The following is a 24,996-nucleotide window of genomic DNA, read 5'->3' on the forward strand; positions in this document are numbered from 1 at the left end:
CCTTCGTCGCGGTCGCTGGCTAGGTCATTGTCCCTGCTCCGGCGGTGCGGCCCAACCCAGCCACGCCGAGGGCCTACGCTGACCGCCATGGGTAAGGCATCTCGTCGTAAGAAGGACGCACAGGGCAAGACCACCAAGGTCGCCCCTGCGCCCTATGTGGCACGCCCCTTCGAGGGGCTGCCGGGCGAGCCCGACTGGGTCGCCGCCTACGAGATCCTCCCGGCGGCGACGGCTGTCCTGACGCTCAAGGCGGGTGCCGTCCCCGAGGGCTCGCCCGCGACGGTCACCCTCGCGAGCGTCCTGCCGATGGCCTGGCCGGCACTGCGCCGCCAGGACGGCGAGGTCCTCATCGCCAGCCAGTCCGGCTCCAGCAGCAGCGACCCGAGCCGCGACCTCGCGCAGGCACTGCTCACCGCGCTCGCCACCGAGCCGGGCGCCCCGATCCCGCAGCTGCCGCGCACCACCGTGGAGACGCCGCGGCTGCAGGAGCTCGTCGACACCGACGCTCCCTTCGAGATCACCGTCCACGACGGCTTCGACTTCTGGGTCGACGGTCAGGAGCTGACCGGTGAGGCCGCCGCGTCGCTCGAGCAGGCCAACGAGTCGGTCGTGCCGACCTCCCCGATCGCCGGCACCCCGAGCAGCTACTGGTGCCGCATCGGCGAGCGCACCTACATCCGTCACGTCCTCGCCGACGACGAGGACACCGCGACCACGGCCCTCGCCCGGCTCCACGCGAAGGGGGAGGCGCACCTCGACGAGGAGCGTCGCCTCCTCGGCGCCTTCCGCGCCGGTGGTCTGCTCGTCCCCGTGTGGGAGGTCCCCGCCGACTCCGAGCCGTCGGAGCACGAGGGCGCGGTCGCCGACTTCGCCGCGCGGTACGCCACTGCTGTCGCAACCACCGACGAGCTCACTGCCGAGGAGCGCCGGGCCCGGTCCGGCCTGCTCTCGCGGCAGGTGACGCTGCGCTGATCATGTCCGCGGGAGTGGCCGCGATCGTCCCGGCCAAGGACGAGGCAGATCGCGTCGCCGCGACCGTCACGGCCCTCCTCGCGCTGGACGTCGTCGACCTCGTCGTCGTCGTCGACGACGGGTCGACCGATGCCACCGCCGCGGTCGCCGCCGATGCGGAGGCCGTCGTCGTGCGCCACCCGGCCAACCGGGGCAAGGCCGCAGCCCTCGAGACGGGCGTCGCGCGACTCGTCGAGGAGGAGACCCGCACCGGCTCCGATCCGCACGTCCTGCTCTTCGCCGACGCCGACCTCGGCGACTCGGCAGCCAACCTCGAGCCGCTGCTGCTCCCGGTCCTTGCCGGCACCGCCGACCTGGCCGTCGCCAACATCCCCAGGAGTGCCTCCTCGCTCGGGTCCGGACGCGTGGTGCGGCTGGCCCGGGCCCAGATCGAGGCGATGACGGGCCGCACGATCGAGCAGCCGCTGAACGGCATGCGCGCCATGACCCGGGAGACCTTCGCCGACGCGACACCGCTGGCGAGCGGCTGGGGTGTCGAGGCCGCGATGCTCGTCGACGTCCTGCGAGCCGGCCGCCGGGTCGTCGAGGTCCCCATCGAGCTGACCCATCGGCGCACCGGCAACGACCTCTCGGGACGCCTGCACCGGGCCAAGCAGCTGCGCGATGTCTCGACCGCGCTGCTCGCCCGTCGTTTCCTGTCGTGACGGACGCCCGCACCGATCGCGATCCGCTGGGGCTCGTCCTGCTCGCGGCCGCGATCGGGCTGCTGCTGCTCGTCGGGGTCAGTGGCACCTCGCTCGCGCTGCCGCCTCTCGGGAGGCACGGCTGGGCACCACCGAGCCTGCCCTGGCAGCTCGGCGGCTGGACCGTCGTCGCACTGCAGACCGTGGGCTACCTCCTCGGCGGGCTCTCGCTGTGGCGGCACGTGCGGCGGCCCACCCCCCTTCGTCTGCGGTGGTGGCAGCTCGCGCTGCTCGCCGCGCTGATCCTGCTCACGGCTCCCTTCGGCACCGCGGACCACACCAACTACGCCGCCTACGGGCGCATCCTCGTCGAGGGCGGCGACCCGTGGTCGGTGGTCCCGGCCGACTGGCGAGGCGGTATCGACCCCGTCGTCAGTCGGGTGCAGGACCCGTGGCAGGAGGCGACGAGCGTCTACGGCCCGGTCGGCACCTGGCTCATGGGTCTGTCGGCGTGGCTGGGCGGAGAGGTCGCCCGTCAGGTCGTGTGGGTCTGGCAGGTCCTGGTCGTGGCGGCCTGGCTCGGCACCCGCGAGCTGCTCGTCCGTCTCGGGCCCGCTCGCTCGACCGTCGATCGCTGGTGGACGACCAATGTCGTCGTGCTCGGCGCCGGCGTCCTCGGCGCGCACGTCGACATGCTGGCCGTCTGCGCGATGGCGGCTGCTCTCGGACTCGGGCTGGCCCGCCGGCCGCTGCTGGCCGGGCTCGCGACGGGTCTCGCCGCCAGCACCAAGCTGACTGCGGGCGTCGTCGGCATCGCGCTGCTCTGGGCGCTCGTCGCCGAGCGCAGGCACCCGCAGGCCCCCCCACCTGCGCACGACCTCAAGGAGATGCGCCCGAACCGCACTGCCCCGGCGCACGACCTCAAGGAGATGCGGTTGGGAGGAGTGGCTCGGCTGGTCATCGGCGCGCTTCTCCTCCTCGTCCCGGCTCATCTGGTCATCGGGTGGCAGGCCCTGGGTCGGATCGTGCAGGCCGGCGGCGGCATCTCCTACGCCATGCCGTGGCGGGCGGTCTACACGGCGCTGGACCTGGTGATGAGCGAGCCGGCCGCCCGGTCGGCGACCACGTGGATCGCCGCCGTCGGGTGCGTCCTGATCGCGCTCGCCCTGTGGCGCCTCACCGACGCACTGACCGAGATCCTCGCGGTCCGCGTGCTCTTCGTCCTCACGACCGCCTACTCGCTCGGGGCCGGCTACGTCCTGCCCTGGTACGAGCTGCCGCAGTGGCTCGCGACGGCGGCGCTCGTCGGTCTGCTGTCGACCGAGGGCTGGCGCCGCTTCCGTCCGCTCCTGCTGCTGCTCGTGGCCCGATCGGTCGTGCTCGCGCTGGCCTATGTCCCCGGACGAGTCCACCTGCCCGACGACATCGAGGCGGTGACCCTGGGGTTCCGCTTCGTCGCGTCACCGCTGATGACGCTGGCCGTGTGGGTCGCTCTGTGGATCATGTGGCGTCGCGCTGCCCAGACCACAGGACGAGCAGCGCCGGGCCGAGGACCAACGCCGCAGCAGCCGGGATCGCCGTACCCGAGTCGTTGAGCAGGAAGCCCACGGTGAGCGCCACGACCAGCCCGATGAGCCCGACGCGCAGGGCCGGGTAGGCCTCGAAGATCGGCTGCAACCGTTGCCCCGCAACGCTCCCCGGTCGAGCGAGGACCCAGATGAGGGCGATCAGCGCGACCGGCACGAGCAGCGCAGCGCGCTCCGGGCCGAGGAGCAGGTCGACATTGGTCTGCAGCTTGCGTCCGACGATGCCCCAGGCGTCACCGTCGAGCAGGCTCTGGAAGAACCGCCCCAGGTGGGTGCGCTTCTCCTCGGGGCGCAGCCAGTCCGCGCCCGCCATGGCGAGGAAGCCGACCCCGGTGGCCACCGCGATACCCAGCAGCCTGGGCCAGGTCAGACGCACCCCGGCGACCGCGAGGACGAGGTAGCCGACCGACGGGATGAGGGCCAGGGCCCCGCCCCCGTCAGCGCCCAGCCACGCGTCGACGACGAAGGTCGTCAGACCCACGACCGCGACCACGACGACAGCCAGGCGTCGGCGCCCTTGCCCCAGCAGCGGGTCGGCGAGTGCTGCCATGAGCAGGAAGGCGGCGGCGACGAAGATCGCGAAGGGGACATTGCCGAAGCCGTGGAAGCGGCCACCGTCCAGGGGCAGCAGCCCGAGGACGGACAGCATCGTCATCCGTCCGCCCGCGAGGAGCAGGTCACCGGCGAGCAGGAGGAAGGTCACGGCGCTCACCACCCCGACGCTGATCAGAGCAGCGGCTGGGCCCTCGGCCCGCCAGCGCAGGGCCGACCACCGCAGGGCCGCCCAGACCACCGCGAGCGCCAGGGCGAGCAGGGTCAGGTCGATGACCGTCAGGCGCAGGACGAAGGCCGTCATGGGTCGGGTCGAGTCGAACCAGCGGGTCAGGGTGACCAGGTAGGTGGACGCCGGGACCGCCATCGCCGCCAGCCCGACGAGCCCCACCCCGCGGCTCACCACCGGGCGCCAGCGCCGAGGACCGAAGCCCCACGCCAGCCCCGCGGCGGCGAGCAGGGCAACCAGCCCGATGCCGAAGCCGCGGAAGAAGGGCGGGATGACCTCGTCTGCCGCTCGCAGCTGGGCGTCGTCGTCGACGAGGGAGGCGATCCGGTCGTCGACGGGCGACGCGTCGGCGACCGGGACCAGCTGGCGGCCCGCGAGGCCCTCCGGCACGCTCATCCCGGCAGTCGTGAGCACCGTGTGGGTCACATCGGCGACCTGGGCCATCTCGTCGCGCGTCGTCGAGTCGGAGTGCAGCCACCCGGGACGGATTCCCGCGCCGGCCATGGCGAGGACCCGCAGGCCCGGCTGGCCACCGTCGTCGGACAGGCCCGCGAGGACGATGACGGTCTGCGAGTCGGCCCCCGCGACGACGTCGGCGACGACCGCATCGACCGCCGCGACCTCGCGGGTGCGGACCTCGCCGGGCTGCGGGGCGGACACCGGTGGCGCGCCGGCGAGGGTGATCGCACAGGTCTCGTTGATCCCGGGCTCGCCGCTGGGCACCACCCCGTCGCGGTCCGCCATCGCGAGCACGGCGCCGGCGCCGCTGCCGGCGATGCACCCTCCGGCCTCGCGGACGGCCGTGCCGAGGGTGCCGATCTGCGCCTTGAAGCCTTGGGCCGCAACCCCCTTCGACAGGTCCTGCCAGTAGCCACGGTCCAACTCGACCGCGGTGAGCTCGGGGCCGGACTCGGGGAGGGAGGGCAGCGGGCCGCAGTGCGGCAGCGCCCGGGGGTGGGCTCGCAGCTCCTCGCGGGTGACATCGCGGGGTACGGCGGCGCGGTTGCCGGCAGAGAGCCCGAGCCAGCCGTCGGCCGGGCAGGAGGTGAAGTAGGTGGAGCGGACGTTGAGGTTGGTGATGGCCGCGCTGCCGGCGAAGGAGTGGATGGCCGGCGTGGCCTCGGCCGTGACATCGCTCCACGACAGGCCCGGCGCACCGATGACGATGACATCGCGTGGCTCCTGCGCGGCCGCCGACGACGGTGCGAGCACCCCGAGGAGCACGAGCAGCGGGAGCACCAGCGCGAGCACACCTCCGGGACGAAGGGAGTGCCGCGCGCTCATCATGTGCCCACCGTAGTGACCTGCACGGTCTGCGAGCGTGCGTCGGACACAATGGCGGCATGTCTCGCGTGAGCCGTCCCCACCTCCTGCTGGGAGTCGTGCTCTTCGTGCTCATCGCCGCGTGGCCGATCGCGAAGTTCCTCCTGCTCTTCCCCCAGGACCAGTGGCAGGTCGACGTGCAGGTCTACCGCGAGGGAGGGATCTCGGTGCTGCAGGGGCGCGACATCTACGCGCAGATGACCCAGCCGCCGCAGCTGCTGCCCTTCACCTACCCGCCGATCGCGGCCTTCCTCTCCGTACCGCTGGCCTTCGTCCCCTTCCCCGTCGCGGCTTGGGGATGGACGATCACCCAGCTGCTCGCCAATGTCGCGATCACGTGGATCGCGTGGTTCCGGCTGCGGGAGCGGGTCGGCGTCTGGGCGCCGGTGCTCGTCGGGGTCGTCGCGGCCGGGTTCCTGTGGACCCAGCCGGTCGGCGACGGGATCCGCTTCGCCCAGGTCAACGCCTTCCTCGTGCTCGCCTGCCTGCTCGACCTGCAGCGTCCGCGCTCCCGGTGGCTCGCCAAGGTCCCGCCCGGCGCCCTCGTCGGCATGGCGATGGCGATCAAGCTGACCCCCGGCGTCTTCGTCATCCACTACCTGCTGGGCAGGCGTTGGCGCGAGGCCGGCTGGGCGATCGGGACCGCGACCTTCGTCTCCCTCGCTGCGTGGGCCGCGCTGCCGCAGGCCTCCTTCGCCTTCTGGGGCGGCGCACTGTCCGACCCGACCCGGCTGGGCCCCAACGACGGCTCGGCCAACCAGGCCTTCCGTGCGACGCTGCTGCGCCGCGGGCTCGACGGCGCCGAGCTGACCCTGGCCTGGGCACCGTGGCTGCTCGTCATGGGCGTCATCGTCTTCTGGGTCGCCCACCGAGCCCACCGTCAGGGCGACTGGATCGCCGAGGCCGGGGCGGTCGGCCTGGCCGGGTTCCTGCTCTCACCCGTCTCCTGGGTGCACCACCTGCACTGGATCATGGTCATCGTCCCGGCGATCCTCGGCTGGTCGGTCCTGCGTTCGCGACCGGACTGGCGCCGAGTGGTCGCCGCCGCCACCGTCATCGCGTGGTTCGTCTGCACGATGCCCTTCTGGGGGGTGCTGTGGACGCGCGAAGGGAGGGACCCACGCTGGTTCGGCGACCTCCTGATCGAGGGCAATGTCATCGGCAGCGTCGTCGTCCTCGCGCTGCTCGCCTGGGCGGTGCGACGGACCGGTCGCGAGCTGGCGGCCGGTGAGGTCACCCCGGCGCTCCACCCGGCACGGACAACCGGATCCACCGTCGCGGCCGGTGACTAGGGTGACGCCATGAGTGCCGTCGAGATCGCCCTGCTGTGCGGTCTCGTCCTCGCGATCGTCGCCGTCGCCGCCCTCATGGCGCGGGTCCGCTCGCTCACCGACCGCGTCGCGGTCCTCGAGGACCGCTCGCCCGTCGGGCGCGGCGACCTCGCCGCACTTCGTCATGACATCGCGCAGGCCCTGCGACACGTGGCGGTCGTGCGCTACGACGCCTTCGGCGACATGGGCGGCCGGCTCTCCTTCTCCGCCGCGATCATCGACGACACCGGCGACGGACTCGTCCTCAGCAGCATCCACGGCCGCGGGGAGTCGCGCACCTACGCCAAGGGCGTCGTCGGTGGCGACGCCGATGCCACCCTCACCCCCGAAGAGCGCCAGGCGCTCGCCGCGGCCCGCACCGGGTCGCCAGATGCCTGACCGCACGTCCCCAGGAGGAGACATGACCCGCTACGCCTACCTCGGTCCCGAGGGCACGTTCACCCAGCAGGCACTCCTGTCGTGGGTGGCGGACAGCAATCACGAGCAGGTGCCGCTGGGCTCGGTGGACGCAGCACTGGACGCGCTGCGGGCCGGTGACGTGGACGCTGCGGTGGTCCCGATCGAGAACTCCGTCGAAGGGGGCGTCTCGGCCACCCTCGACGCCCTCGCCTCGGGCGATCCCCTCGTCGTCGTCGGCGAGGTGCTCGTGCCGATCACCTTCGTCGCGTGCGCGCGGCCGGGTACGACGCTGGCGAGGGCTCGGGCCATCGGCACGCACAGCCACGCCTGGGCGCAGGTGCGCGGGTGGGCGGGCAAGACCGTGTCGCAGGCGATCTACGTGCCGACCCTGTCGACCGCGTCGGCCGCCAAGGATCTCGCGGAGCACCCTGACGACCTCGGGTACGACATCGCTGTGTGCGCCCAGATCGCGGCCGAGCACTTCGGTCTGGACGTGCTCGCGCACGACATCGGTGACATGACCAACGCGGTGACCCGCTTCGTCATCGTCGCTCGACCCGAGTGGCAGCCCGCGCCGACCGGGCGCGACAAGACGACGGTCGTGCTCTTCCAGCGCAGCGACCGCGCCGGTGGCCTGCTCGAGCTGCTCGAGCAGTTCTCGGTGCGCGGGATCAACATGACCCGTCTCGAGTCGCGGCCGACCAAGGACTCCATGGGTTCCTACTGCTTCTCGATCGACCTCGAGGGGCACGTGCAGGACGAGCGCGTCGGAGCGGCCCTGATGAGCCTGCACCGCATCTGCGCCGATGTCCGCTTCCTCGGCTCCTACCCCGCGGCCTCGGACGTCGAGATCACGATCGACCCGATCGCGACCGACCGTGCCTTCGTCGCCGCCCGCGAGTGGCTGGACCGGCTGCGCCGCCTCGGCGACTGAGTTTCCGGGCCGTTCACCACCGACCCGTCACGGGTTCCACGCGCCCCTGCCGTTGCTCCGTACTTTGTGCCACGTCCATCGACGGTGGCACAAAGTACGGAGCAACGGCAGAGTCAGGACAGAACACTGAGCGCTCAGCCCCTGGCGAGCAGGCTCTCGCACCAGTCGAGCAACCGGGCCAGGAGCGCGGCGGACTCGGGCAGGCTCGGGTCCGACAGGTACGAGTGCCACATCCCCTCGGCCAGCACGAGGTCGGCCTCGCCACCCGCCGCCCGCCACGCCGTGTGGATCTGCGCTGTGTCCGACATGAAGAGGTCGCGGGTCCCGGTCGTGAAGATCGCCGGCGGCAGTGCCTCACCGCCCCAGTCCGCGTGCACGGGCGACACGAGCGGGTCGCGGAGATCCGCATCTCCCGCATATGCCTTCGCGAAGAGCTGCTGCTGCCCGCGCCAGCGCAGGTAGGCGTCACGGCCCTCGTTGACGCGGTAGCTGTCCCCCTCCCCGGCCAGGTCACCGAAGGGGGTCAACGCCACCACCCCGAGCGGCAGCGGCGGCCCGTCGCCAGCCGTCCGCAGCTCCCGGATCCGTTGCAGCACACCGAGCGCGAGATTTGCACCGGCGGACACGCCACCGAGCAGCACTCGCGGCCCACGCTCCTCAACACCTGCCAGGTAGGCCTCGAGGCAGACATCGATGGCCACCGGGAAGCGAGCCTCGGGCGCGAGTGGGTACTCCACCGAGACGACCGGTCGCTCGAGCCCGGCTGCGAGCCGCAGCCCGGTCCCGTCGCGCGCCGACCCCCAGCAGAAGCCGCCGCCGTGGATCCACAGCACCCACGCGTCGTCGCCCCCAGCGCGCATCTCCTTGAGGTCGGGCGCGTCAGCAGCCGTCATGACCAGGTGGCCGCGCGCGCCCTCCTCGATCGTCACACCCAGTGCCGCCCGATCGGTCTCGAAGCCCGCGATCCGCTGCTTCGCCCCCTTCGTCCGCAGCCACCTGGTGATCCGCGGCGTGATCGGCCAGCGGTGGATGGTGTTGTCCGCCTCCGCTCCCGCAGCGACGGCCACCGAGCTCACGGTCCGAGGGAAGGGCGGCAGCCTCACAGGTGCTCCCGCCCGCTGATGCGGCCGTCGACCCAGTGGTTGACCTCACCCCACCGCGCATCGAGCCACTCCGCGACCTCACCCGTATCGGTGGGCACGTCCTCGCTGCGGTAGGTGCGGCCGCGGATGAGCAGCCGGTTGCGGAAGGGGACATTGCGGATGACCGCGGCCGGCCCCGAGATCATGTCGAGCCCGGTGTGCGCGATGACCATGACATCGGCATCCGGGGCATGCTGGCGGATCGAGGCGACCCCCCGCGAGCGCGCCTCGAGCACCCAGGGACGGGCGACGGCCGCGGCGAGGCGGTCGGCCTCCCCCCTCGCCCGCAGGTCACGCACCTGGTCCTCGTGCCGGTCGCGGGTCCAGTTGCGCCCCTCGGGGAAGATCAGCATCGCGTCCTTGGCGGACAGCGTCGCGGCCAGGTCGGCGACCCCCTTGGTCCGGTCGTCGCCCGCCCCGGAGCGCGAGGGCACGAAGTAGGAGTCGAGGCGCTGCAGGACCATGGAGATGCCCGGGTCCCAGAGCATCGCGTCGGCGAGGACGATCCTGGGGATCCGGCCGGCGGTGGATGCCAGCAGCCACGCGATGGCCAGCGAGTCGGCCGGCCCCGCGTGCCGCGAGATGACGACGAGCGGGTGACCGGGGCGCCCCACCGTCAGCTCGCCCTCGATCTCGATGTGGAAGCCGACCACGCGCCTGGCGGTGAAGAGCACATTGCGCAGCGCCCGCTGGATCAGCGCGAAGTGGTCCTCGTCCCAGGTCGGGCTGGTCCCTCGCGGCGAGCGCACCCGCAGGTACCAGCACTCGACGACGAGCCCGATGTCCTCCCACATGACGTACACGGCGAGGAAGAGGCAGCGCAGGATCGCCAGCCGCCGGTCCCAGGGCCACAGGAGGAGGAGGAAGGGCACGAGCAGCAGGAAGACGAGGGACATGACGACCCCGACGAAGGGGATGATCGCCTGCACCACCATGCGCAGCCAGAGCGGCGGCGCCGGGAGCGAAGGGAGAGAGCTGATCCTCATCGCGTGGTCCCCTCGAGATAGGCGCTCGTCGCATCGAAGGCTCGGGCCATGCGGTCCTCGACCTTGGCCACGGTCGCCTGGCCACGCAGCACCGCAGTCGGGGTCTTGTCGATCCCGCTGGGCAGGACGTGCAGCCGCACCGAGTCGGGCACCTCGGCGATCTCCTCGACGAAGCGGTGCCGTCGGGCGATCTCGAAGGCGACGAGGCCGACGTCGAGCGGGTTGGTCGGCGCGCTGAGCGGCTGCTCCACCCGCCCGACCTGCAGCACGTGGATGTCGGTGGCGCCGAGTGCGATGGCCCGACCGACGGGGATCGAGTGCACGAGCCCACCGTCGTAGTAGTGCGCCCCGTCGATCTCGACGGGCGCGAAGAGGCCCGGCACGGCGCAGCTGGCGGCCACCGCCGGCCCGATCTCGCCGGCCGTGAACCATCGCGAGGCCGAGCTCTCGATCTCGGCCGCGACGCACTGGAAGGGCACCGGCAGATCCTCGATGAGGTCGATCCCGAGGTGGCGAGCGACGAGGTCGGGGATCAGGCCGCGACGCATGACGTGGGTGCGGTACTTGGCGAAGCGGGCGGCCTGCCGCACCGGGTTCTCGCCCATCTCACCGGACCGGACGACATCGCGCCACAGCTCCTCGAGCCGGGCGACCCCGTCCACGCTCGGGTCGGCAGCGACGAAGGCACCGTTGACCGAACCGATGCTCGTCCCGACGACGAGGTCGGGGGTGATGCCCTGGGCGAGCAGCGCCTGCAGCATGCCCACCTGGGTCGCTCCGAGGACGCCGCCGCCACCGAGGACGAAGGCAGTCATGGGCATGGGCGCCAGATTACTTCGGCGGGGCGTCAGCGCGTGGGTCGGACCCGTCCTGAGGGATGACGTCCACGCCGACCTTCAGGCTGGAGCCACCCCCTTCGCCGAAGATCACGCCCTTGAGCGGCGAGACATCCCGGAAGTCTCGCCCCCACCCGGTGACGATGTAGCGCGAGTCGGCGAAGTGGTTGTTGGTCGGGTCGAGGTCGACCCAGTCCCCCTCCGGCGTCATCGCGGCGACCCAGGCGTGCGAGGCGTCCGAACCCGCGAGCTTGACCTCCCCGGCCGGGGGGCGCGTCTCGATGTACCCCGAGACATAGCGCCCGGGGATGCCGACCGCCCGCAGGCAGCCGGCGGCGAGGTGGGCGAAGTCCTGGCAGACGCCTTCGCGCTGGGCGAGCAGCTCCGGCAGCGTCGTCTTGACGCTCGTCGTGCCCTTGGCATAGGTGAAGTCGCGGTAGATGTCGGCGTAGAGGGCCACGAGCCCCTCGCCGAAGGGCCGGTCCGGCGGGAGGATCCCCGCGGAGTAGGCCACGACCTCGGGCGCGATCTCGACCAGCTGGGAGGGCAGCAGGTACTGGGCCGCCTCGGCCCGGTCCAGCCCTTCACCCGCGGCGACGAGCTCGGCCACCTCGGCGACCGTCCACGCGTTGAGCCGATCCATGTCCGGCGCTGGCCACTCGATCTCCATGAGGCTGCGCTTGTAGACGTCGAGCACCGTGTGCGGGGTGCGCACCTCGTAGAAGCTCGAGTGGTTGCCGAAGTGGTCCACGTGCTCGGTGAGGATGTGCGGCTCAGGCGTGATCTCGACGGTGTGCCCGATGATCCGCTGCTGATCGGTCTCCCTCGGGCGCAACAGCGCCCGACCGAAGGAGTCGGTCACGTACTCCTCGTAGGTGTAGGTCGTGCGGTGGCGCACCTCGTACTGCCGAAGGGTGTGGTGCTCCGGCTTGATGACGGGGACCAGAGGGTCCCCGGTGACGACCGGCTCGGGGGCCGGGGGGCGGGAGGGTGTGGCGCTCACCAGGACCCCTCCCCGCCGTTCCACTGGACCCACTGGACGCTGCGCCCCGGCTCCTTGCGGCTGAAGTACGCGCCATCGATCGCCTGGTGCGCCGAGCGCAGATCGCCACCCACCTGCCCCAGGGCCGCAGCGAGCGGTCGGTGCCCGTCGGTGAAGAGCTCGTCGAGGTCGAGCCCGGCGATCCGGTCCGCGAGCCCGCGGACCGCGGGGAGCGCGGCCTCGTCCTCGATGAGCTCGAGGTCCTCGACGAGCCGCTGGACCTGGAAGGCGACCGAGCGCGGGTTGCTCACGTCGCGCAGCAGCAGGTCGACCGCGGCCTGCAGCGCGGACATCGCACCGAGCCCGGCGGTCAGGCGGCGGCGATAGGTGATGACCGACTCGGCGGCGAGCAGCGCCGACTCCGTGGTCGTCCCCTCGACGACCGGGGTGCGCTCGACCGCCAGGACGCTCGCGAGCAAGCGGATCGTCTGCTGGGCGCGCTCGACCCGCTTGCCGGCGTCGGCGAAGGCCCACGCCGGGTCGCGGACCAACGACTCGACGCCGATCCCGGCGAGCGCCAGGAGGCCCTCGATGGTCTCCATGAGCAGCTCCTGCAGGTCGTCCTGCGGGACGCTGTGCTGCAGGGTCCGCTCGAGGCGGGACATGACCAGCCAGGTGTCGACGGAGAGGGTCTCGCGCACGGACTGGGCCGCGATCACCGCCCGGTGGGTGCTGTAGGCGACCGACCCGACGATGCGGGGCTCGAGGGTGAGCTCGCGCAGGTAGGGCAGGGGGTCCTCGCGGCGTGCCTGTCCCTCGTCACCGATGAACCCGGGGTGGACCGACATGACCTCGGTGACCGCCTCGAGGATCGCGAGCATCGCCGTGTGGCCGGTGGTGCCCGGGCGGGCGGCGTGGTCGTCGACGAGGTTGTCGGCCACCCGCAGCAGTCGGGCCGCGGCCTCGGCCCGCTCGGCGTAGCGACCCATCCAGTACAGGTCCGCCGCGACGCGGGGCGAGGGTGCGGCGTAGCCGGACGGCGAGCTGCCCTCGAGCAGGCTCGGGACGCTGTGGATCTCGCCCTCGCGGGGTGTGGTGTCGGAGTCGACGCGGACCCACACGTCCTTGCTCGTGGCGCCGGTGAGGCTCGAGACCGTCCCGGAGTCGGGGCGCACGGCGACCCTGCCGAGGCCGCCGGGCATGACCGCGTAGTCGTCCTCGTCGGCGACGGCGAAGGTCCGCAGGACCACGCTGCGCGGCTCGAGGCCACCGGCAGTGACGACCGGTGCGCTCGACATCGTCATCGGGTCCTGGGCCGTCCAGCGCCAGGGCTCGGACTGGATGCGCATGGCCAGCTCGTCGCGCTCCTGCGCCGTGAGCTCCCAGCCGTAGACGCTGTTGGTGTTGCCCGTGCGGGAGGCCGGCTTGACGACGAGGCTCCCCAGCTGGTTGACGATGTGGCTGAGGTGCGTGGGGTCGCCGCCCCACCAGGTCTGCGTCGACGCGAGTCTGAGGTCCTCACCGAGCACCTGGCGGCAGATCTGCGGCAGGTACGGGATGAGCGCGGGGTTCTCCAGGACGCCGGAGGAGACCGGGTTGACGATCGAGACATTGCCCAGGCGGGCGGCCTCGACGACACCGGGCAGCCCCAGGCGGGAGTCACCGCGCAGGTCGAGCTGGTCGATGGCGTCACCCTCGATGCGCCGCATGATGACGTCGACCGGGGAGAGCCCGCTGGTCGTGCGCATCCAGATCCGGCCGTCACGACTGACCAGGTCCTCGGACTCGACCACCGGCACACCGAGCACGGTCGACTGGAGCGCCTCGTCGAAGGCGGTGTCGCTCAGGGCACCGGGGGTGAGGATGACGATGCGCGGCATGTCGTCGGTCTCCGGGGCCGCGGCCACCAGCGCCTTCTGCACCTGGTAGAAGAACCCGCGCAGGCGGGCCAGGTCGACCCTGCGGTGCAGATCGGGCAGGACGCGGGCGATGATCCGGCGGTTGGCCATCGCGAAGCCGGCGCCGCTGGGGGCCTGCGTCCGGTCGGCGAAGACCTGCCAGGTCCCGTTGCGGTCGCGGGCGAGGTCCATCGCCGGCATGACGAGCTGCTTCGGCCCGGGCAGGCGGATGCCGTCGGCCTGGGGCAGCCACCCGTCGTGCCCGTAGACGGCCGCTCCGGGCAGGGTTCCCGAGCGCACGAGCCGCTGCTCCCCGCTGAGGTCCGTCAGCAGGGCGTCCAGCAGCACGGCCCGCTGCCGCACCCCTTGCTCGAGGCGGCTCCACTCGCTGGGCCCGAAGGTCAGCGGGAGGGGGTCGAGGTCCCACTCGCGCGGCTCGGTGGGGATCTGGCGGCCCTCGGGGGCCTCGCTGTCCTCCGGGGAGACCCCGGCGCCGTAGGTGATGCCGTCATCGGCGACGAAGCGTCGGGTGGCCGAGCGCGCCGCGAGCAGTGCGGGCAGGCCGGCCTCGGCAATCTGGTCGGCGAGGGGCTGGGAGGCCTCGCGGACCCCGTCGAGGGTGACGAGCTCGTCGACTCCCTCGCTGCTCGTGACCACCTCGCGGTAGTCGTCGATCAGGTCGAGGTGTTGGTCACCGAGGGCCACAGAGGACATGCTTCGACACTAACGCGCTCGGCGCCTGCGACCGCAACGCCGTCACCCGCTCGCACCGTGGGGCGAAGGGGGGTCAGTCCCGTTGGCCGTGGCCCCCGCCGACCTCGGTGTCGATCCAGACCAGCCGGTGGTCGCTCGTCGGGAAGGGGTAGCTGCCGGTGAGGCGCGACAGCGGGTCCTCGCTCGTGGGCCAGAAGACCCGGGCGTCACGGATCGGCAGGTCCCGGCTCGGCAGCACGTAGTCGACGCGGATGTTGCCCGGCGGCTCGGCGAAGTCGGCGGTGTCCTGCGCCGGGTCACCGACGTGCTCGGTGTTGATGCCGCCCTGCTGCTCGCTGGCCTCGACCGCGCCCTCGCTCGTGGGGGTCCTGGAGGTGTTGACCCGCGGGTGGTCGAGGAGCTGGTGGATCGCGTCGTCGGTGCTGTCGCCGTCGTTGGGGTCGGCGTTCTGGTCGCCCGCGATGACGAAGCTGGTGCCCTGCGAGAGGCCGCCTCGGCCCCCTTCGTCGTCACGGATCCAGCGCGCCTGCCGGCCGCCGCTCACGTAGTCGGCCCAGAAGCGGATCTCGTCGGCGTTGCGCCGACCGTTGCGGTCCTCGGGCCCGTCGAAGGTGGGGGGCGTCGGGTGGCTGGTGAGGAAGTGGACGGTCCGGTTGCCGATCTCGATCGGCAGGTCCCAGTGGCTCTTGGAGCTCAGCCGCAGGTCGGCCTGCTCGGCGGGCGAGTAGAAGTCCGTGGGGATGCGGTTGCCCGGCATCGCCTGCCACTTCAGCTGCTGGAAGGTGCGCACCTTGCGGGTGTCGATCGGGTACTTGCTGTAGACGACCATCCCGTACTGCCCGGGGAAGAGCCCGAAGCCGTAGGCGTCATCGCCACCACCGACCCGACCGTCGTTGTTGAGGTCGTGGCCGCTCGGCACGCCCGTGTTGCTCGGCGCGATGTAGTGGTACGGGTACTCCACCGGGTCGGCGCCGCGCTGGCCGACGGCCAGGTAGTTGTCGCGGAAGAGCTCGGCGGCCTCCGGCGAGTAGTCGAACTCGTTGACCAGGACGACGTCGGGGTCGACCCGCTGGATCGTCTCGGCGACATTGCGCGCCTGCTCGTTGTCGGGGGTCGCCAGGTCCTGCTCCAGCTGGCCCTCGGTCCCGCGGTTGAGCGAGGCGTTGAAAGTCGCGAAGCGCACCGCCTGCGTGTGCTGCCCGTCCCCCTGCCGCGCCGGGCGGTCATGTGCGAGAGCGGGGCTCGCGGTCAGCGCGAGCGCGGCGGCGCCGGTCAGCGCCGCATACCTGTGGAGTCGGGTCATGCGGGTGACGTTAGGTGCGAAGGGAGAACACCGCCTGACGAGAGCACGAACACTCATCTACAAATACCTCTTTGCAAACATCTCTTTGCGGTCTATCCTCGCTCCCATGGACTCCGTCATCCCCGATGTCACCCAGCTGCGCGCGCTCTCCCACCCGGTGCGCATGCGGCTGCTCGGCATGCTGCGCACCCTCGGCCCGGCCACCGCCAGCCAGGTGGCCCGCCGCCTCGGCCTCAACTCGGGCGCGACGAGCTACCACCTGCGCCAGCTCGCCGAGCACGGCTTCATCGAGGAGGCACCCGAGCTGGGCAACAAGCGGGAGCGGTGGTGGCGGGCGGCCAGCCTGATGACCTCCGTCCGGGACGAGGACGTCACCACGGACGAAGGGAGGGACGCCACCGATGCCTTCCACCAGCTGGCCGTGACCCACTCGGCGAGCCGGATGCAGGCGGCCGCGGCCCGGCGGGGTGGCGACAGCGACGAGTGGCGTCCGCTCACCTCGATCAGCGACCTGCAGGTACCGGTGACGGCCGAGCAGGCGGCGGCGATCCAGTCCCGCTTCGAGCGGCTCGTCTGGGAGGTGCTCGAGGAGCATCCGCCCACGCCGGGCGCCCTGGAGGACGGTCAGCGCCGCTATGCGGTCATCGTCTCGAGCTTCCCCACCGAGGACGAGGCCGCCTGGGAGGGCAGCGATGACTGAGCACCCCCCGTTCCCTGAGCACCCCCCGTTCCGTGAGGAGGTCGCCCCGCGACCGTCTCGAAGGGCGCTCTCCCCCACCGCCGCCCGTCGCGTCTTCCTCACCCTCACCGCGACCCGCTGGCTGCCGATCGGCTTCGTCGTGGGCCTGTTCACCCTGTGGCAGCTCGAGCGGGGGCTGACCCTCGCCCAGGCGCTGACCGCATCCGCCGTCATGGGGATCGCCGTCCTGGCCCTGGAGCTGCCGACCTCGGGCTTCGCCGACGCGCTCGGGCGCCGTCCGGTGCTCATCACGGCCGCGGTCGCCAATGTCGCGTCGATGCTCGCGCTGCTGGTGGCACACTCCTTCGCCGCCTTCGTCGTGGCCTCGGTGCTCACCGGGATCTTCCGCGCGCTCGACTCGGGACCTCTGGAGGCCTGGTACGTCGACACGGTCCATGCCAGCAACCCCGGAGCCGACGTCGACCAGGACCTCTCCCGCTCCACGTCGATGCTCGGCCTGGCGATCGCCGGTGGCGCACTCCTCTCGGGCGGTCTCGTCGCTTGGCATCCGGTCGAGTCGCACTCCGCCCTGTGGCTGCCGATCGTCGTCTGCCTGGTCCTGTCCGTCGTGCACCTGATCGCCGTCGTCGTCCTCATGCGTGAGCCCACGACCCACCTGGACTCGTCCGGGCTGGCGCGGGCGGCGCAGTCGGCCCGCGACACCCCGGGGGTCATCGGGTCCGGGCTGCGGCTGCTGTGGCACAACCCCGTGCTGCGCGGGCTCGTGCTGCTCGAGTGCTTCTGGAGCACCGCGATGATCGCGAGCGAGGCCCTCACCCCGGTGCGCATGGCAGAGCTGCTCGGCAGCGAGGAGCGAGCCGGCGTCGTCATGGGGCCGCTCGCGGCGGGTGCCTGGGCCGTCTTCGCGGTCGGCGCGTGGTTGTGCGGCAAGTCGTCGGCGCGCTGGGGTGTGGCCCGCGCCGCCATCCTCGGTCGGGTGGTCCACAGCGTGCTGACGATCGGCATGGCGCTGGCCATGGGACCGGTCGGCCTCGTCGTCGCCCACCTGCTCGTCTACACCGCGCACGGCATGCAAGGCCCCGCCTACAGTGCTCTGCTGCACCGCGAGGCGAGCGCGAGCAACCGCTCGACGGTGCTGTCCTTGGCCTCGATGTCCGCCTTCGGGTTCACGGCCCTGACGATGCCGCTGGCCGGTCTGCTGGCGCAGAGCGTCTCGACGCCGGCAGCCATGGCGGCCGCGGGCGCCTTCGGCCTCGGTGGCGTCTGGTGCCTGCTGCCCGCCCTGCGCGCCGAGCGTTCCCGCCCGGCACGCGTCGCGGCGCTCAGAGCGTGCGGGAGATGAGCTCCTTCATGATCTCGTTGGTCCCGCCGTAGATCTTCTGCACGCGGGCCGCGGCGTACAGGCGTGCGATCGGGTACTCCATCATGTAGCCGTACCCGCCGAAGAGCTGCAGGCAGCGGTCGATGACATCGCACTGCACATCGGTCGTCCAGTACTTCGCCCGCGAGGCGGTGGCCGCGTCGAGCGTGCCGTCGATGTGCAGACCGATGCAGAAGTCGAGGAAGGTGCGCGCGGCGAGGACGTCGGTGCTCACCTCGGCGAGGGTGAAGCGGGTGTTCTGGAAGGCCGAGATCGGCTTGCCGAAGGCGGTGCGCTCCTTGGTGTACGACGTGGCGAGATCGACCGCGAGGTCCGCTGATGCGACGGCACCCACCGCGATCGCCAGCCGCTCCTGCGGCAGCTGCGCCATGAGCTGGTAGAAGCCCTGCCCCTCCTCCTCGCCGAGGAGGTTGGCAACCGGGACGCGCATGTCGGTGAAGGAGAGCTCACGGGTGTCCTGCCCGTGCATCCCGATCTTGTGCAGCACCCGGCCCCGCTCGAAGCCGTCCAGACCGTCGACCTCGGCCACGATGAGCGAGATGCCCTGTGCCCCAGAGCCACCCGTGCGGGCGACGACGACCACGAGGCCGGCGTGCGAGGAGTTGGTGATGAAGGTCTTGGAGCCGTTGACGACGAAGTCGTCGCCATCGCGCTTGGCCGTGGTCTTGATGTTCTGCAGGTCCGAGCCCGTGCCGGGCTCGGTCATCGCGACGGCACCGATCAGCTCACCGGAGGCCATGCGCGGCAGCCACTTCTGCTTCTGCTCCTCGCTGCCGTAGGTCAGCACGTAGTGGGCGACGATCGAGGAGTGCACGGAGTACCCGAGCGCGTCGTCACCGGCCCGCCCCTGCTCCCAGATCACCGCGGCCTCGTGGGCGAAGCTGCCCCCTCCGCCGCCGTACTCCTCGGGGATCGAGATGCACAGCAGCCCCGCTGCACCCGCCGCCAGCCAGGTCTCCTTGTCGACCTGGTGCTGCTCGGCGAAGCGCTCCTGGTGGGGAGTCACCTCACGGCTGAAGAAGGTGCGCGCCAGGTCGCAGACATCGGACACCTCGTCCTTCATCCACGGCGAGACATAGGGCTGGGGCTGGAGGATCTCGGGCATCGTTGCCTCTCTCGATGGGTGGACGGTCTGGGGATCTCGAGGCTCGGCCGCAGGCGGCCTCACACCTCGATCAACGTTGGTCGAGGTGCGAGGAGCTCTGCGACGAAGCCTCGAGACCCGGTGAGCGAAGTGCGGTCAGCGGGATGTCGTGCTCGTCCGCCCAGGTCTGCCAGTCAGCAGCGGGGCGCTCGGCGAAGACCGCCTCGAGGCGCTCCCGGGTGCAGTCCTGCGGCTCGAGACGAAGGGCGGTGAGCAGCGCCGTCGTGAAGTGCGGCTCGAGCGCCGCGAGCGCGATCTTGCCCTCGGCGGTGTCGTAGATGCCGTAGGCCGGCAGACCACCACCGAGCAACGCGCCCGGAGCGGTCAGGCCGTGGGCCAGCGGGCGCGACATCGTGTGGGCGAGGTCGGACAGGGGCACCTCGCGGCGCACCCCTTCCCCGAGGCGAGCCCGGGCGACGAGCGCTGCCGAGGCCTCGGCAGCGGCCCGCTCGGACCCGGCGAGGTCGACCACGAGGGCGGTGGGCATGCTCCCTTCGCCCAGCAGCCCGGTACCGGCCTGGTAGGTGAGGTCGTGACCGGCGATCTCCGCCTGGTCACCGGGGTAGCCGACGATGTCGACCTGGCAGACCTGCGGGTGACTCGCGTGCACGGACTCGAAGTCCAGCCCGAGGCGCGCGAGCGCCGACGGACGGGAGGAGGTGACGAAGATGTCGGCGGTGGCCAGCAGCTTGTCGAGCACGGCGCGCCCGGCCGGCGACTTCAGGTCGACCCGACGCACCTCCTGCCCGACGTGCAGCTCGTCGTAGTACGCCTTGGCGAACTGCTCCATCGGGTCCCCGCTCGGCGGGAGGACCGTGACGACGCTCGCCCCCTGCCCGGCCAGCCGCGAGACTGCGGCCGGACCGGGCAGGTTGATGGCGATCGACAGGACCGTGACACCTGCCAGAGGTCCTGTCTCGGACATGTCGCTCAGGCCTCGTCCACGAGGGTGCCCTTGGCGGCACGCTCGGTGAGCCAGGCGCTCGGGCGGAACCGCTCACCGTAGGTGTCGGCGAGCTCGTCGGCCCGAGCGACGAAGCCGGCCAGGCCCCCTTCGTAGTTGGTCATGAAGGTCGCCGGACCACCGGTGTGCGGCGGGAAGCCGATACCGAAGATGCCGCCGATGTTGGCCGACACGGCGTCCGTGAGGACACCGTCCTCGAAGCAGCCGGCCGTCTCCAGCGCCATGATGAAGAGGTACCGGTCCTGCAGGTCCTCGAAGGGGATCTCGGTGCCCTTGCCGTACCGCTCACGCAGCTCGGGCCACAGGACCTTGGGCCCCTCCACCGGGTAGTCGTACAGACCAGCACCGGCTGCGCGGCCCTTGCGACCCAGCCCGACCATCGTGTCGATGAGCTCCTCGCCCGGACCCTTGGGCAGGGTCTTGCCCTCCGCGGCGGCGGCCTTGTCGGCCTCCGCACGGATGTGCTGGGTCAGGGTCAGCGAGACCTCGTCGAGCATCGCCAGCGGCGGGGCCGGGAAGCCGGCCTGCGTCGCGGCCCGCTCGACGAACTGCGGGTCGATGCCCTCGGCGAGCGCGGTCGCGCCCTCGAGGATCAGCGTGCCGAAGACGCGGCTGGTGTAGAAGCCACGGCCGTCACCGACGACGATCGGGATCTTGCGGATCTGCTGCACGATGTCGATCGCCCGGGCGGCAGCCTCGTCGGAGGTCTGCTCACCGCGGATGATCTCGACGAGCTGCATCTTGTCCACGGGGGAGAAGAAGTGCAGGCCGATGAAGTCCTTCGGACGGCTGGAGAAGCCCTGGAGCGAGGTGATCGGCAGGGTCGAGGTGTTGGAGCACAGGAGCGTCTCCGGACCGACGACGGCCTCAATTTCAGAGAAGACCTTCTCCTTGAGGTCGTAGTCCTCGAAGACGGCCTCGATGACGGCGTCGACGCCGGCCAGGTCGGCCACGTCGGTGCTCGGCGTGATGCGAGCCAAGACCGTGTCGGCCTTGGCCTGGTCCATCTTGCCGCGCTCGACACCCTTGGCCAGCAGCTTCTCGGAGTAGCTCTTGCCCTTGGCTGCGCCCTCGGCCGTGACGTCCTTGAGGATGACCTCGATGCCGGACATGGCGGCGGAGTAGGCGATGCCTGCTCCCATCATGCCGGCGCCGATGACGCCGATCTTGGCGACGGGACGCTTCTCGACGCCCGACGGACGCAGCTTGCCGCTGCTGATCGTCTGCATGTCGAAGAAGAAGGCCTGGATCATGGCCGTCGACTCACGACCCGCGGCGAGCTCGGTGAGGTAGCGCGACTCGATGCGGCTGGCGGTGTCGAAGTCGACCTGCGAGCCCTCGACCGCGGCCGACATGATCGCGCGGGGCGACTTGGTCGGGGCGCCCTTGAGGGTCTTGCGCAGGTTGGCGGGGAAGGCGGGCAGGTTGGCCGCGAACTTGGGGACCGACGGGGTGCCGCCCGGGATCCGGTAGCCCTTGACGTCCCAGGGCTTCACAGCCGCGGCCTCGTCGTCCTTGTGCTCACGGATCCACTGCTTGGCAGCGGGGACGAGCTCCTCGCGGGTGGCGACGAGCTGGTCGATGACGCCCTTGTCCAGCGCGGCTGCGGGGTTGCGCTGCTGACCCTGCAGGAGCCAGCCCATGAGGGCCTCCTGGATGCCGAGCATCCGCACGAGGCGCGTGACGCCGCCGCCGCCGGGGAGCAGGCCGAGGCCGACCTCGGGCAGGCCCAGCTTGATCTTGGGGTCGTCGACGGCGATGCGGTGGTGGGTCGCGAGCGCGATCTCGAGGCCGCCACCGAGTGCAGCACCGTTGATGGCGGCGACGACCGGCTTGCCGAGCTGCTCCAGGCGACGCAGCTGCGACTTGATGCCCTCGATCTCGGCGAAGAACTCACCGGCGGTCTCAGGGGTGGTGCTCTGCAGGTCGGTGAGGTTGCCACCCGCGAAGAAGGTCTTCTTCGCGGAGGTCAGCACGACACCGGTGATGTCGTCACGCTCTGCCTCGAGCCGGTCGATGGTCTCGCCCATCGCGGCCTTGTAGGTGGCGTTCATCGTGTTGGCGCCCGCGTCGGGGTCGTCCATCGTCAGGGTGACGATGCCCTCGTCGTCGCGCTCGTAACGGATCATGTTCTCGCTCATGGTTCTTCGGTTCCTATCCGCTGGTTCAGACGCGCTCGACGATGGTGGCAATGCCCATGCCACCGCCGATGCAGAGGGTGGCGATACCGCGCTCGAGGTCCCGGCGCTCGAGCTCGTCGACGAGCGTGCCGAGGATCATCGCCCCCGTGGCACCGAGGGGGTGGCCCATGGCGATCGCGCCGCCGTTGACGTTGGTCTGGTCCTCGCTCCAGCCCATGTCGCGCATGAGCTTCAGCGCCACCGCGGCGAAGGCCTCGTTGATCTCGACCAGGTCGATGTCCTTGGCGGTCATGCCGACGCGGTCCAGCGCCTTGCGGCAGGCCGGGGCCGGGCCGGTGAGCATGATCGTCGGCTCGGAACCGATGACGGCCGTGGAGATGATGCGGGCCCGGGGGGTCAGGCCCATCTCCTGGCCGGTCTTCTCGTTGCCGATGAGCATCAGCGAGGCACCGTCGACGATCCCGGAAGAGTTGCCGGCGTGGTGGACGTGGTTGATCCGGTCGACCGTGTGGTACTTCTCGAGTGCCACGGAGTCGAAGCCGCCCTGCTCGCCGATCCCGGCGAAGGAGGGCTTGAGGCCACCGAGCGAGTCGACGCTCGTGCCGGGACGGATCGTCTCGTCGCGGGCGAGGATGGTGATGCCGCTGGCGTCCTTGACCGGGATGACGGACTTGTCGAAGTAGCCGGCGTCCCACGCGGCGGCCGCGCGGGCGTGCGACTGGGCTGCGAAGCGGTCGACCTCGGCGCGGTCGATGCCTTCCACCGTCGCGATGAGGTCGGCGCCGATGCCCTGGGGGACGAAGTCGGTCGCGAGCGCGGTGGCCGGGTCCATCGCCCAGGCCCCGCCGTCGCTGGCCATGGGCACGCGGGACATCGACTCGACGCCACCGGCGAGGAAGAGGTCCTCGAAGCCGGAGCGGACCCGGGCGGCGACCTGGTTGATGGCCTCGAGGCCGGAGCCGCAGAAGCGGTTGAGCTGCACGCCGGCGACGGGCTCGGGGTAGCCGGCCTTGAGGGCGGCGATCCGCGGGAGGACGGCACCCTGGTCACCGACCGGGGAGACGATGCCCATGACGAGGTCGTCGATCTGGGCAGCGTCGAGGCCGGGGTTGCGCTCACGCACGGCGTTCAGGAGACCGACGGTCAGGTCGATCGGCTTCACCTCGTGGAGGGAGCCTGAGGACTTCCCCTTCCCACGGGGGGTGCGGACGGCGTCATAGATGACGGCCTGGGGCTGCTCGGGCATGGACCGGCTCCTTCGGTGAAACGATGGTTTTCAGTCACCCTACGCACTCGTTGAACACCTGTGCAATGGTGTGCAAAGAGTTCACCATCACATCGAAGGGAGGTCCCCATGAGTTCACGGGCCACTGCAGCGGGTGACACCCGCGAGCGGATCCGCAGCGCCGCGCTGGCCCTCTTCGCCGAGCGAGGTGTCGCGGCGACCAGCCTGCGCGAGGTCGCCCGGTCCGCAGGGGTCGCCCCGGGACTGGTCGGCCACTACTTCGGGAGCAAGGACGGTCTGCAGGAGGCCGTCGAGGACTGGGTCGTCGGGCTCTTCAGCGAGACCTTGGGCGCGGTCCCCCTCGAGGGGACGGTGACCGAGGTGGTCGCGGCACGCGACTCGGCAGTCAACGGGATGTTTGCCCGCAACCCGCACGCCGTCGACTACCTGCGGCGGGTCGTCGTCACCCCCGGCGCGGGTGATGCCCGGCTGGTGCGCAAGATCCTCGCCGAGCAGGTCGCCCAGACCGAGCACCTGCGCGACCACGGGATCGGAGCCAGTCAGGCGCCCGTCACGGAGCAGGCTGTGACGGTGCTGGTGCGCCAGCTCGGCGCCTGGCTGCTCCAGCCGGCCCTCGGCCGGCTGTGGGCGCTGTCAGGGGCGCAGGGCCCCGAGCCGCAGGTGCACGTCACCATCCGTCCCGGCCCCTGAGGAGGGTGCGAGGCAACCCTCTCGATGGGCCCTCTCAGGCCTTGGGGTCGGCGTTCTGCGGGCACTGGCACCAGCGGTCGGCCGGAACCTGGGCGCGCACGTCCGCGACGTGCTCACCGCATCCGGACCAGGTCGTCTTGCCACAGCTGCCGCACTGGACGGGCATGCACATCGCGGGCCACTTCCCTTCGTCGAGTTCCCGTCCAGCCTAGAGGGCGCAAGGCCGGATCCCATGATGGTGGGCATGGCACACGACTTCTGACGGCCGCCTCGCGGTGGGGCCGCCTCGCAGTAAGGTCTGAGCATGACCGAGCGCAGCACCTACCTCCTCGTCGACGGGGAAAACATCGACGCCACCCTGGGGGTCTCGGTCCTCGGACGGCGCCCCGAGCCGCAGGAGCGGCCGCGGTGGAACACGCTGCTGGACTACACCGAGGCGGCCTGGGGCCAGCCGGTCAAGGGCCTGTTCTTCCTCGCCGTCGCCGGTGAGCTGCCCGCCTCCTTCGTCCAGGCCCTGCTCGCGATGGGCTACCGCCCCGTCCCGCTGCGCGGCGAGGGCAAGGTCGTCGACATCGCGATCCAGCGCACGGCCGAGGCGCTCATCGAGCGCGACGCCGACGTCATGCTCGTCAGCCACGACAACGACTTCACCCCCCAGATGGAGGCGCTGGCCCAGGACGACGACCGTCGCGTCGGCATCGTCGGCTTCAGCGAGTTCATGGCGACCGGGCTCAAGCAGGTCCCGGGGGTGGAGTTCTTCGACCTCGAGTACGACGTCTCTGCCTTCAAGAGCCGCCTGCCGCGCGTCCGCGTCATCGAGATCGACGACTTCGACCCGCTCGAGTTCATCTGATCGAAGG

General features: G+C 71.3%; 22 protein-coding genes. 10 read left to right on the forward strand and 12 right to left on the reverse strand.

Going from position 1 to position 24,996, the window contains the following annotated elements; translation table 11 throughout:
• Positions 1-87 precede the first annotated feature (87 nt).
• From ASG73_RS01050 to ASG73_RS01060, 3 genes are read left to right on the forward strand one after another with little or no spacing between them, the layout of a single operon-like run.
• Positions 88-972 carry a DUF5926 family protein gene (locus ASG73_RS01050; RefSeq protein WP_055989534.1) on the forward strand — a complete coding sequence of 295 codons (885 nt, stop codon included), beginning with the start codon at positions 88-90 and terminating at the stop codon, positions 970-972.
• A gap of 2 nt (positions 973-974) precedes the next feature.
• A complete protein-coding gene (locus tag ASG73_RS01055) occupies positions 975-1,676 on the forward strand; it encodes a glycosyltransferase (RefSeq protein WP_055989537.1) in 702 nt (233 codons plus the stop codon).
• Positions 1,673-3,250, forward strand: a complete 1,578-nt coding sequence (locus tag ASG73_RS01060; protein WP_055989540.1) for a glycosyltransferase family 87 protein — start codon at positions 1,673-1,675, stop codon at positions 3,248-3,250. The genes ASG73_RS01055 and ASG73_RS01060 overlap by 4 nt, the downstream gene beginning before the upstream one ends.
• Here the strand turns inward: ASG73_RS01060 and ASG73_RS01065 are convergent.
• Positions 3,156-5,309, reverse strand: a complete 2,154-nt coding sequence (locus ASG73_RS01065; RefSeq protein WP_156466083.1) for a hypothetical protein — start codon at positions 5,307-5,309, stop codon at positions 3,156-3,158. The two genes, ASG73_RS01060 and ASG73_RS01065, sit on opposite strands and share 95 nt — an antisense overlap.
• Positions 5,310-5,365: 56 nt before the next feature.
• Here ASG73_RS01065 and ASG73_RS01070 point away from each other — a divergent pair, with 56 nt between their 5' ends.
• The 3 genes from ASG73_RS01070 to pheA are packed head-to-tail and all read left to right on the forward strand — an operon-like array spanning position 5,366 to position 8,009.
• A complete protein-coding gene (locus ASG73_RS01070; RefSeq protein ID WP_082566907.1) occupies positions 5,366-6,637 on the forward strand; it encodes a glycosyltransferase 87 family protein in 1,272 nt (423 codons plus the stop codon).
• 9 nt (positions 6,638-6,646) lie between these two features.
• Positions 6,647-7,054, forward strand: a complete 408-nt coding sequence (locus ASG73_RS01075; RefSeq protein ID WP_055989549.1) for a DUF4446 family protein — start codon at positions 6,647-6,649, stop codon at positions 7,052-7,054.
• Between the two features lie 22 nt (positions 7,055-7,076).
• Positions 7,077-8,009: a prephenate dehydratase gene (gene pheA / locus ASG73_RS01080; RefSeq protein WP_055989552.1), complete on the forward strand. Its 933-nt coding sequence runs from the start codon at positions 7,077-7,079 to the stop codon at positions 8,007-8,009.
• Positions 8,010-8,143: 134 nt separating this feature from the next.
• On the opposite strand, the gene ASG73_RS01085 is transcribed toward pheA, so the two are convergent.
• From ASG73_RS01085 to ASG73_RS01110, 6 genes are all read right to left on the reverse strand, one after another.
• Positions 8,144-9,085, reverse strand: a complete 942-nt coding sequence (locus tag ASG73_RS01085; RefSeq protein WP_156466084.1) for an alpha/beta hydrolase — start codon at positions 9,083-9,085, stop codon at positions 8,144-8,146.
• Positions 9,086-9,108: 23 nt separating this feature from the next.
• A complete protein-coding gene (locus ASG73_RS01090) occupies positions 9,109-10,137 on the reverse strand; it encodes a 1-acyl-sn-glycerol-3-phosphate acyltransferase (RefSeq protein WP_055989558.1) in 1,029 nt (342 codons plus the stop codon).
• Positions 10,134-10,958, reverse strand: a complete 825-nt coding sequence (locus ASG73_RS01095; protein WP_055989561.1) for a patatin-like phospholipase family protein — start codon at positions 10,956-10,958, stop codon at positions 10,134-10,136. The genes ASG73_RS01090 and ASG73_RS01095 overlap by 4 nt, the downstream gene beginning before the upstream one ends.
• A gap of 10 nt (positions 10,959-10,968) precedes the next feature.
• The gene (locus ASG73_RS01100; protein WP_162253949.1) at positions 10,969-11,976 is read right to left on the reverse strand and encodes a transglutaminase family protein; all 1,008 of its coding nucleotides are present in this window, start codon (positions 11,974-11,976) and stop codon (positions 10,969-10,971) included.
• Positions 11,973-14,567: a circularly permuted type 2 ATP-grasp protein gene (locus ASG73_RS01105; RefSeq protein ID WP_082566909.1), complete on the reverse strand. Its 2,595-nt coding sequence runs from the start codon at positions 14,565-14,567 to the stop codon at positions 11,973-11,975. Before ASG73_RS01105 ends, ASG73_RS01100 begins: the two co-directional genes overlap by 4 nt.
• Positions 14,568-14,640: 73 nt before the next feature.
• Complete coding sequence (locus ASG73_RS01110; protein ID WP_055989570.1) at positions 14,641-15,870, reverse strand: endonuclease/exonuclease/phosphatase family protein; 1,230 nt, start codon at positions 15,868-15,870, stop codon at positions 14,641-14,643.
• Between the two features lie 106 nt (positions 15,871-15,976).
• Here ASG73_RS01110 and ASG73_RS01115 point away from each other — a divergent pair, with 106 nt between their 5' ends.
• Both ASG73_RS01115 and ASG73_RS01120 read left to right on the forward strand, forming a co-directional pair.
• Complete coding sequence (locus ASG73_RS01115) at positions 15,977-16,570, forward strand: ArsR/SmtB family transcription factor (RefSeq protein WP_055989573.1); 594 nt, start codon at positions 15,977-15,979, stop codon at positions 16,568-16,570.
• The gene (locus tag ASG73_RS01120; RefSeq protein WP_055989576.1) at positions 16,563-17,912 is read left to right on the forward strand and encodes an MFS transporter; all 1,350 of its coding nucleotides are present in this window, start codon (positions 16,563-16,565) and stop codon (positions 17,910-17,912) included. Before ASG73_RS01115 ends, ASG73_RS01120 begins: the two co-directional genes overlap by 8 nt.
• Here the strand turns inward: ASG73_RS01120 and ASG73_RS01125 are convergent.
• The 4 genes from ASG73_RS01125 to ASG73_RS01140 form a co-directional block, all read right to left on the reverse strand.
• On the reverse strand, positions 17,893-19,056 hold the full coding sequence (locus ASG73_RS01125; RefSeq protein ID WP_055989579.1) for an acyl-CoA dehydrogenase family protein: 1,164 nt from the start codon (positions 19,054-19,056) through the stop codon (positions 17,893-17,895). The two genes, ASG73_RS01120 and ASG73_RS01125, sit on opposite strands and share 20 nt — an antisense overlap.
• A gap of 70 nt (positions 19,057-19,126) precedes the next feature.
• On the reverse strand, positions 19,127-20,020 hold the full coding sequence (locus tag ASG73_RS01130; protein ID WP_055989582.1) for a CoA transferase: 894 nt from the start codon (positions 20,018-20,020) through the stop codon (positions 19,127-19,129).
• Positions 20,021-20,025: 5 nt separating this feature from the next.
• A complete protein-coding gene (locus tag ASG73_RS01135; protein WP_055989584.1) occupies positions 20,026-22,200 on the reverse strand; it encodes a 3-hydroxyacyl-CoA dehydrogenase NAD-binding domain-containing protein in 2,175 nt (724 codons plus the stop codon).
• A gap of 25 nt (positions 22,201-22,225) precedes the next feature.
• Positions 22,226-23,446, reverse strand: coding sequence for an acetyl-CoA C-acetyltransferase (locus ASG73_RS01140; RefSeq protein WP_055989587.1), 1,221 nt, complete (start codon positions 23,444-23,446; stop codon positions 22,226-22,228).
• A gap of 108 nt (positions 23,447-23,554) precedes the next feature.
• Here ASG73_RS01140 and ASG73_RS01145 point away from each other — a divergent pair, with 108 nt between their 5' ends.
• A complete protein-coding gene (locus ASG73_RS01145) occupies positions 23,555-24,136 on the forward strand; it encodes a TetR/AcrR family transcriptional regulator (protein WP_055989590.1) in 582 nt (193 codons plus the stop codon).
• A 34-nt stretch (positions 24,137-24,170) separates the two neighbouring features.
• Here ASG73_RS01145 and ASG73_RS18080 read toward each other — a convergent pair whose 3' ends face one another.
• Positions 24,171-24,308, reverse strand: coding sequence for a hypothetical protein (locus ASG73_RS18080; protein ID WP_200946639.1), 138 nt, complete (start codon positions 24,306-24,308; stop codon positions 24,171-24,173).
• 132 nt (positions 24,309-24,440) lie between these two features.
• On the opposite strand from ASG73_RS18080, the gene ASG73_RS01150 reads away from it, so the two are divergent.
• Complete coding sequence (locus ASG73_RS01150) at positions 24,441-24,989, forward strand: NYN domain-containing protein (protein WP_055989593.1); 549 nt, start codon at positions 24,441-24,443, stop codon at positions 24,987-24,989.
• Positions 24,990-24,996 lie beyond the last annotated feature (7 nt).

This window comes from Janibacter sp. Soil728 (assembly GCF_001428305.1).
Taxonomy (GTDB): Bacteria; Actinomycetota; Actinomycetes; order Actinomycetales; family Dermatophilaceae; genus Janibacter.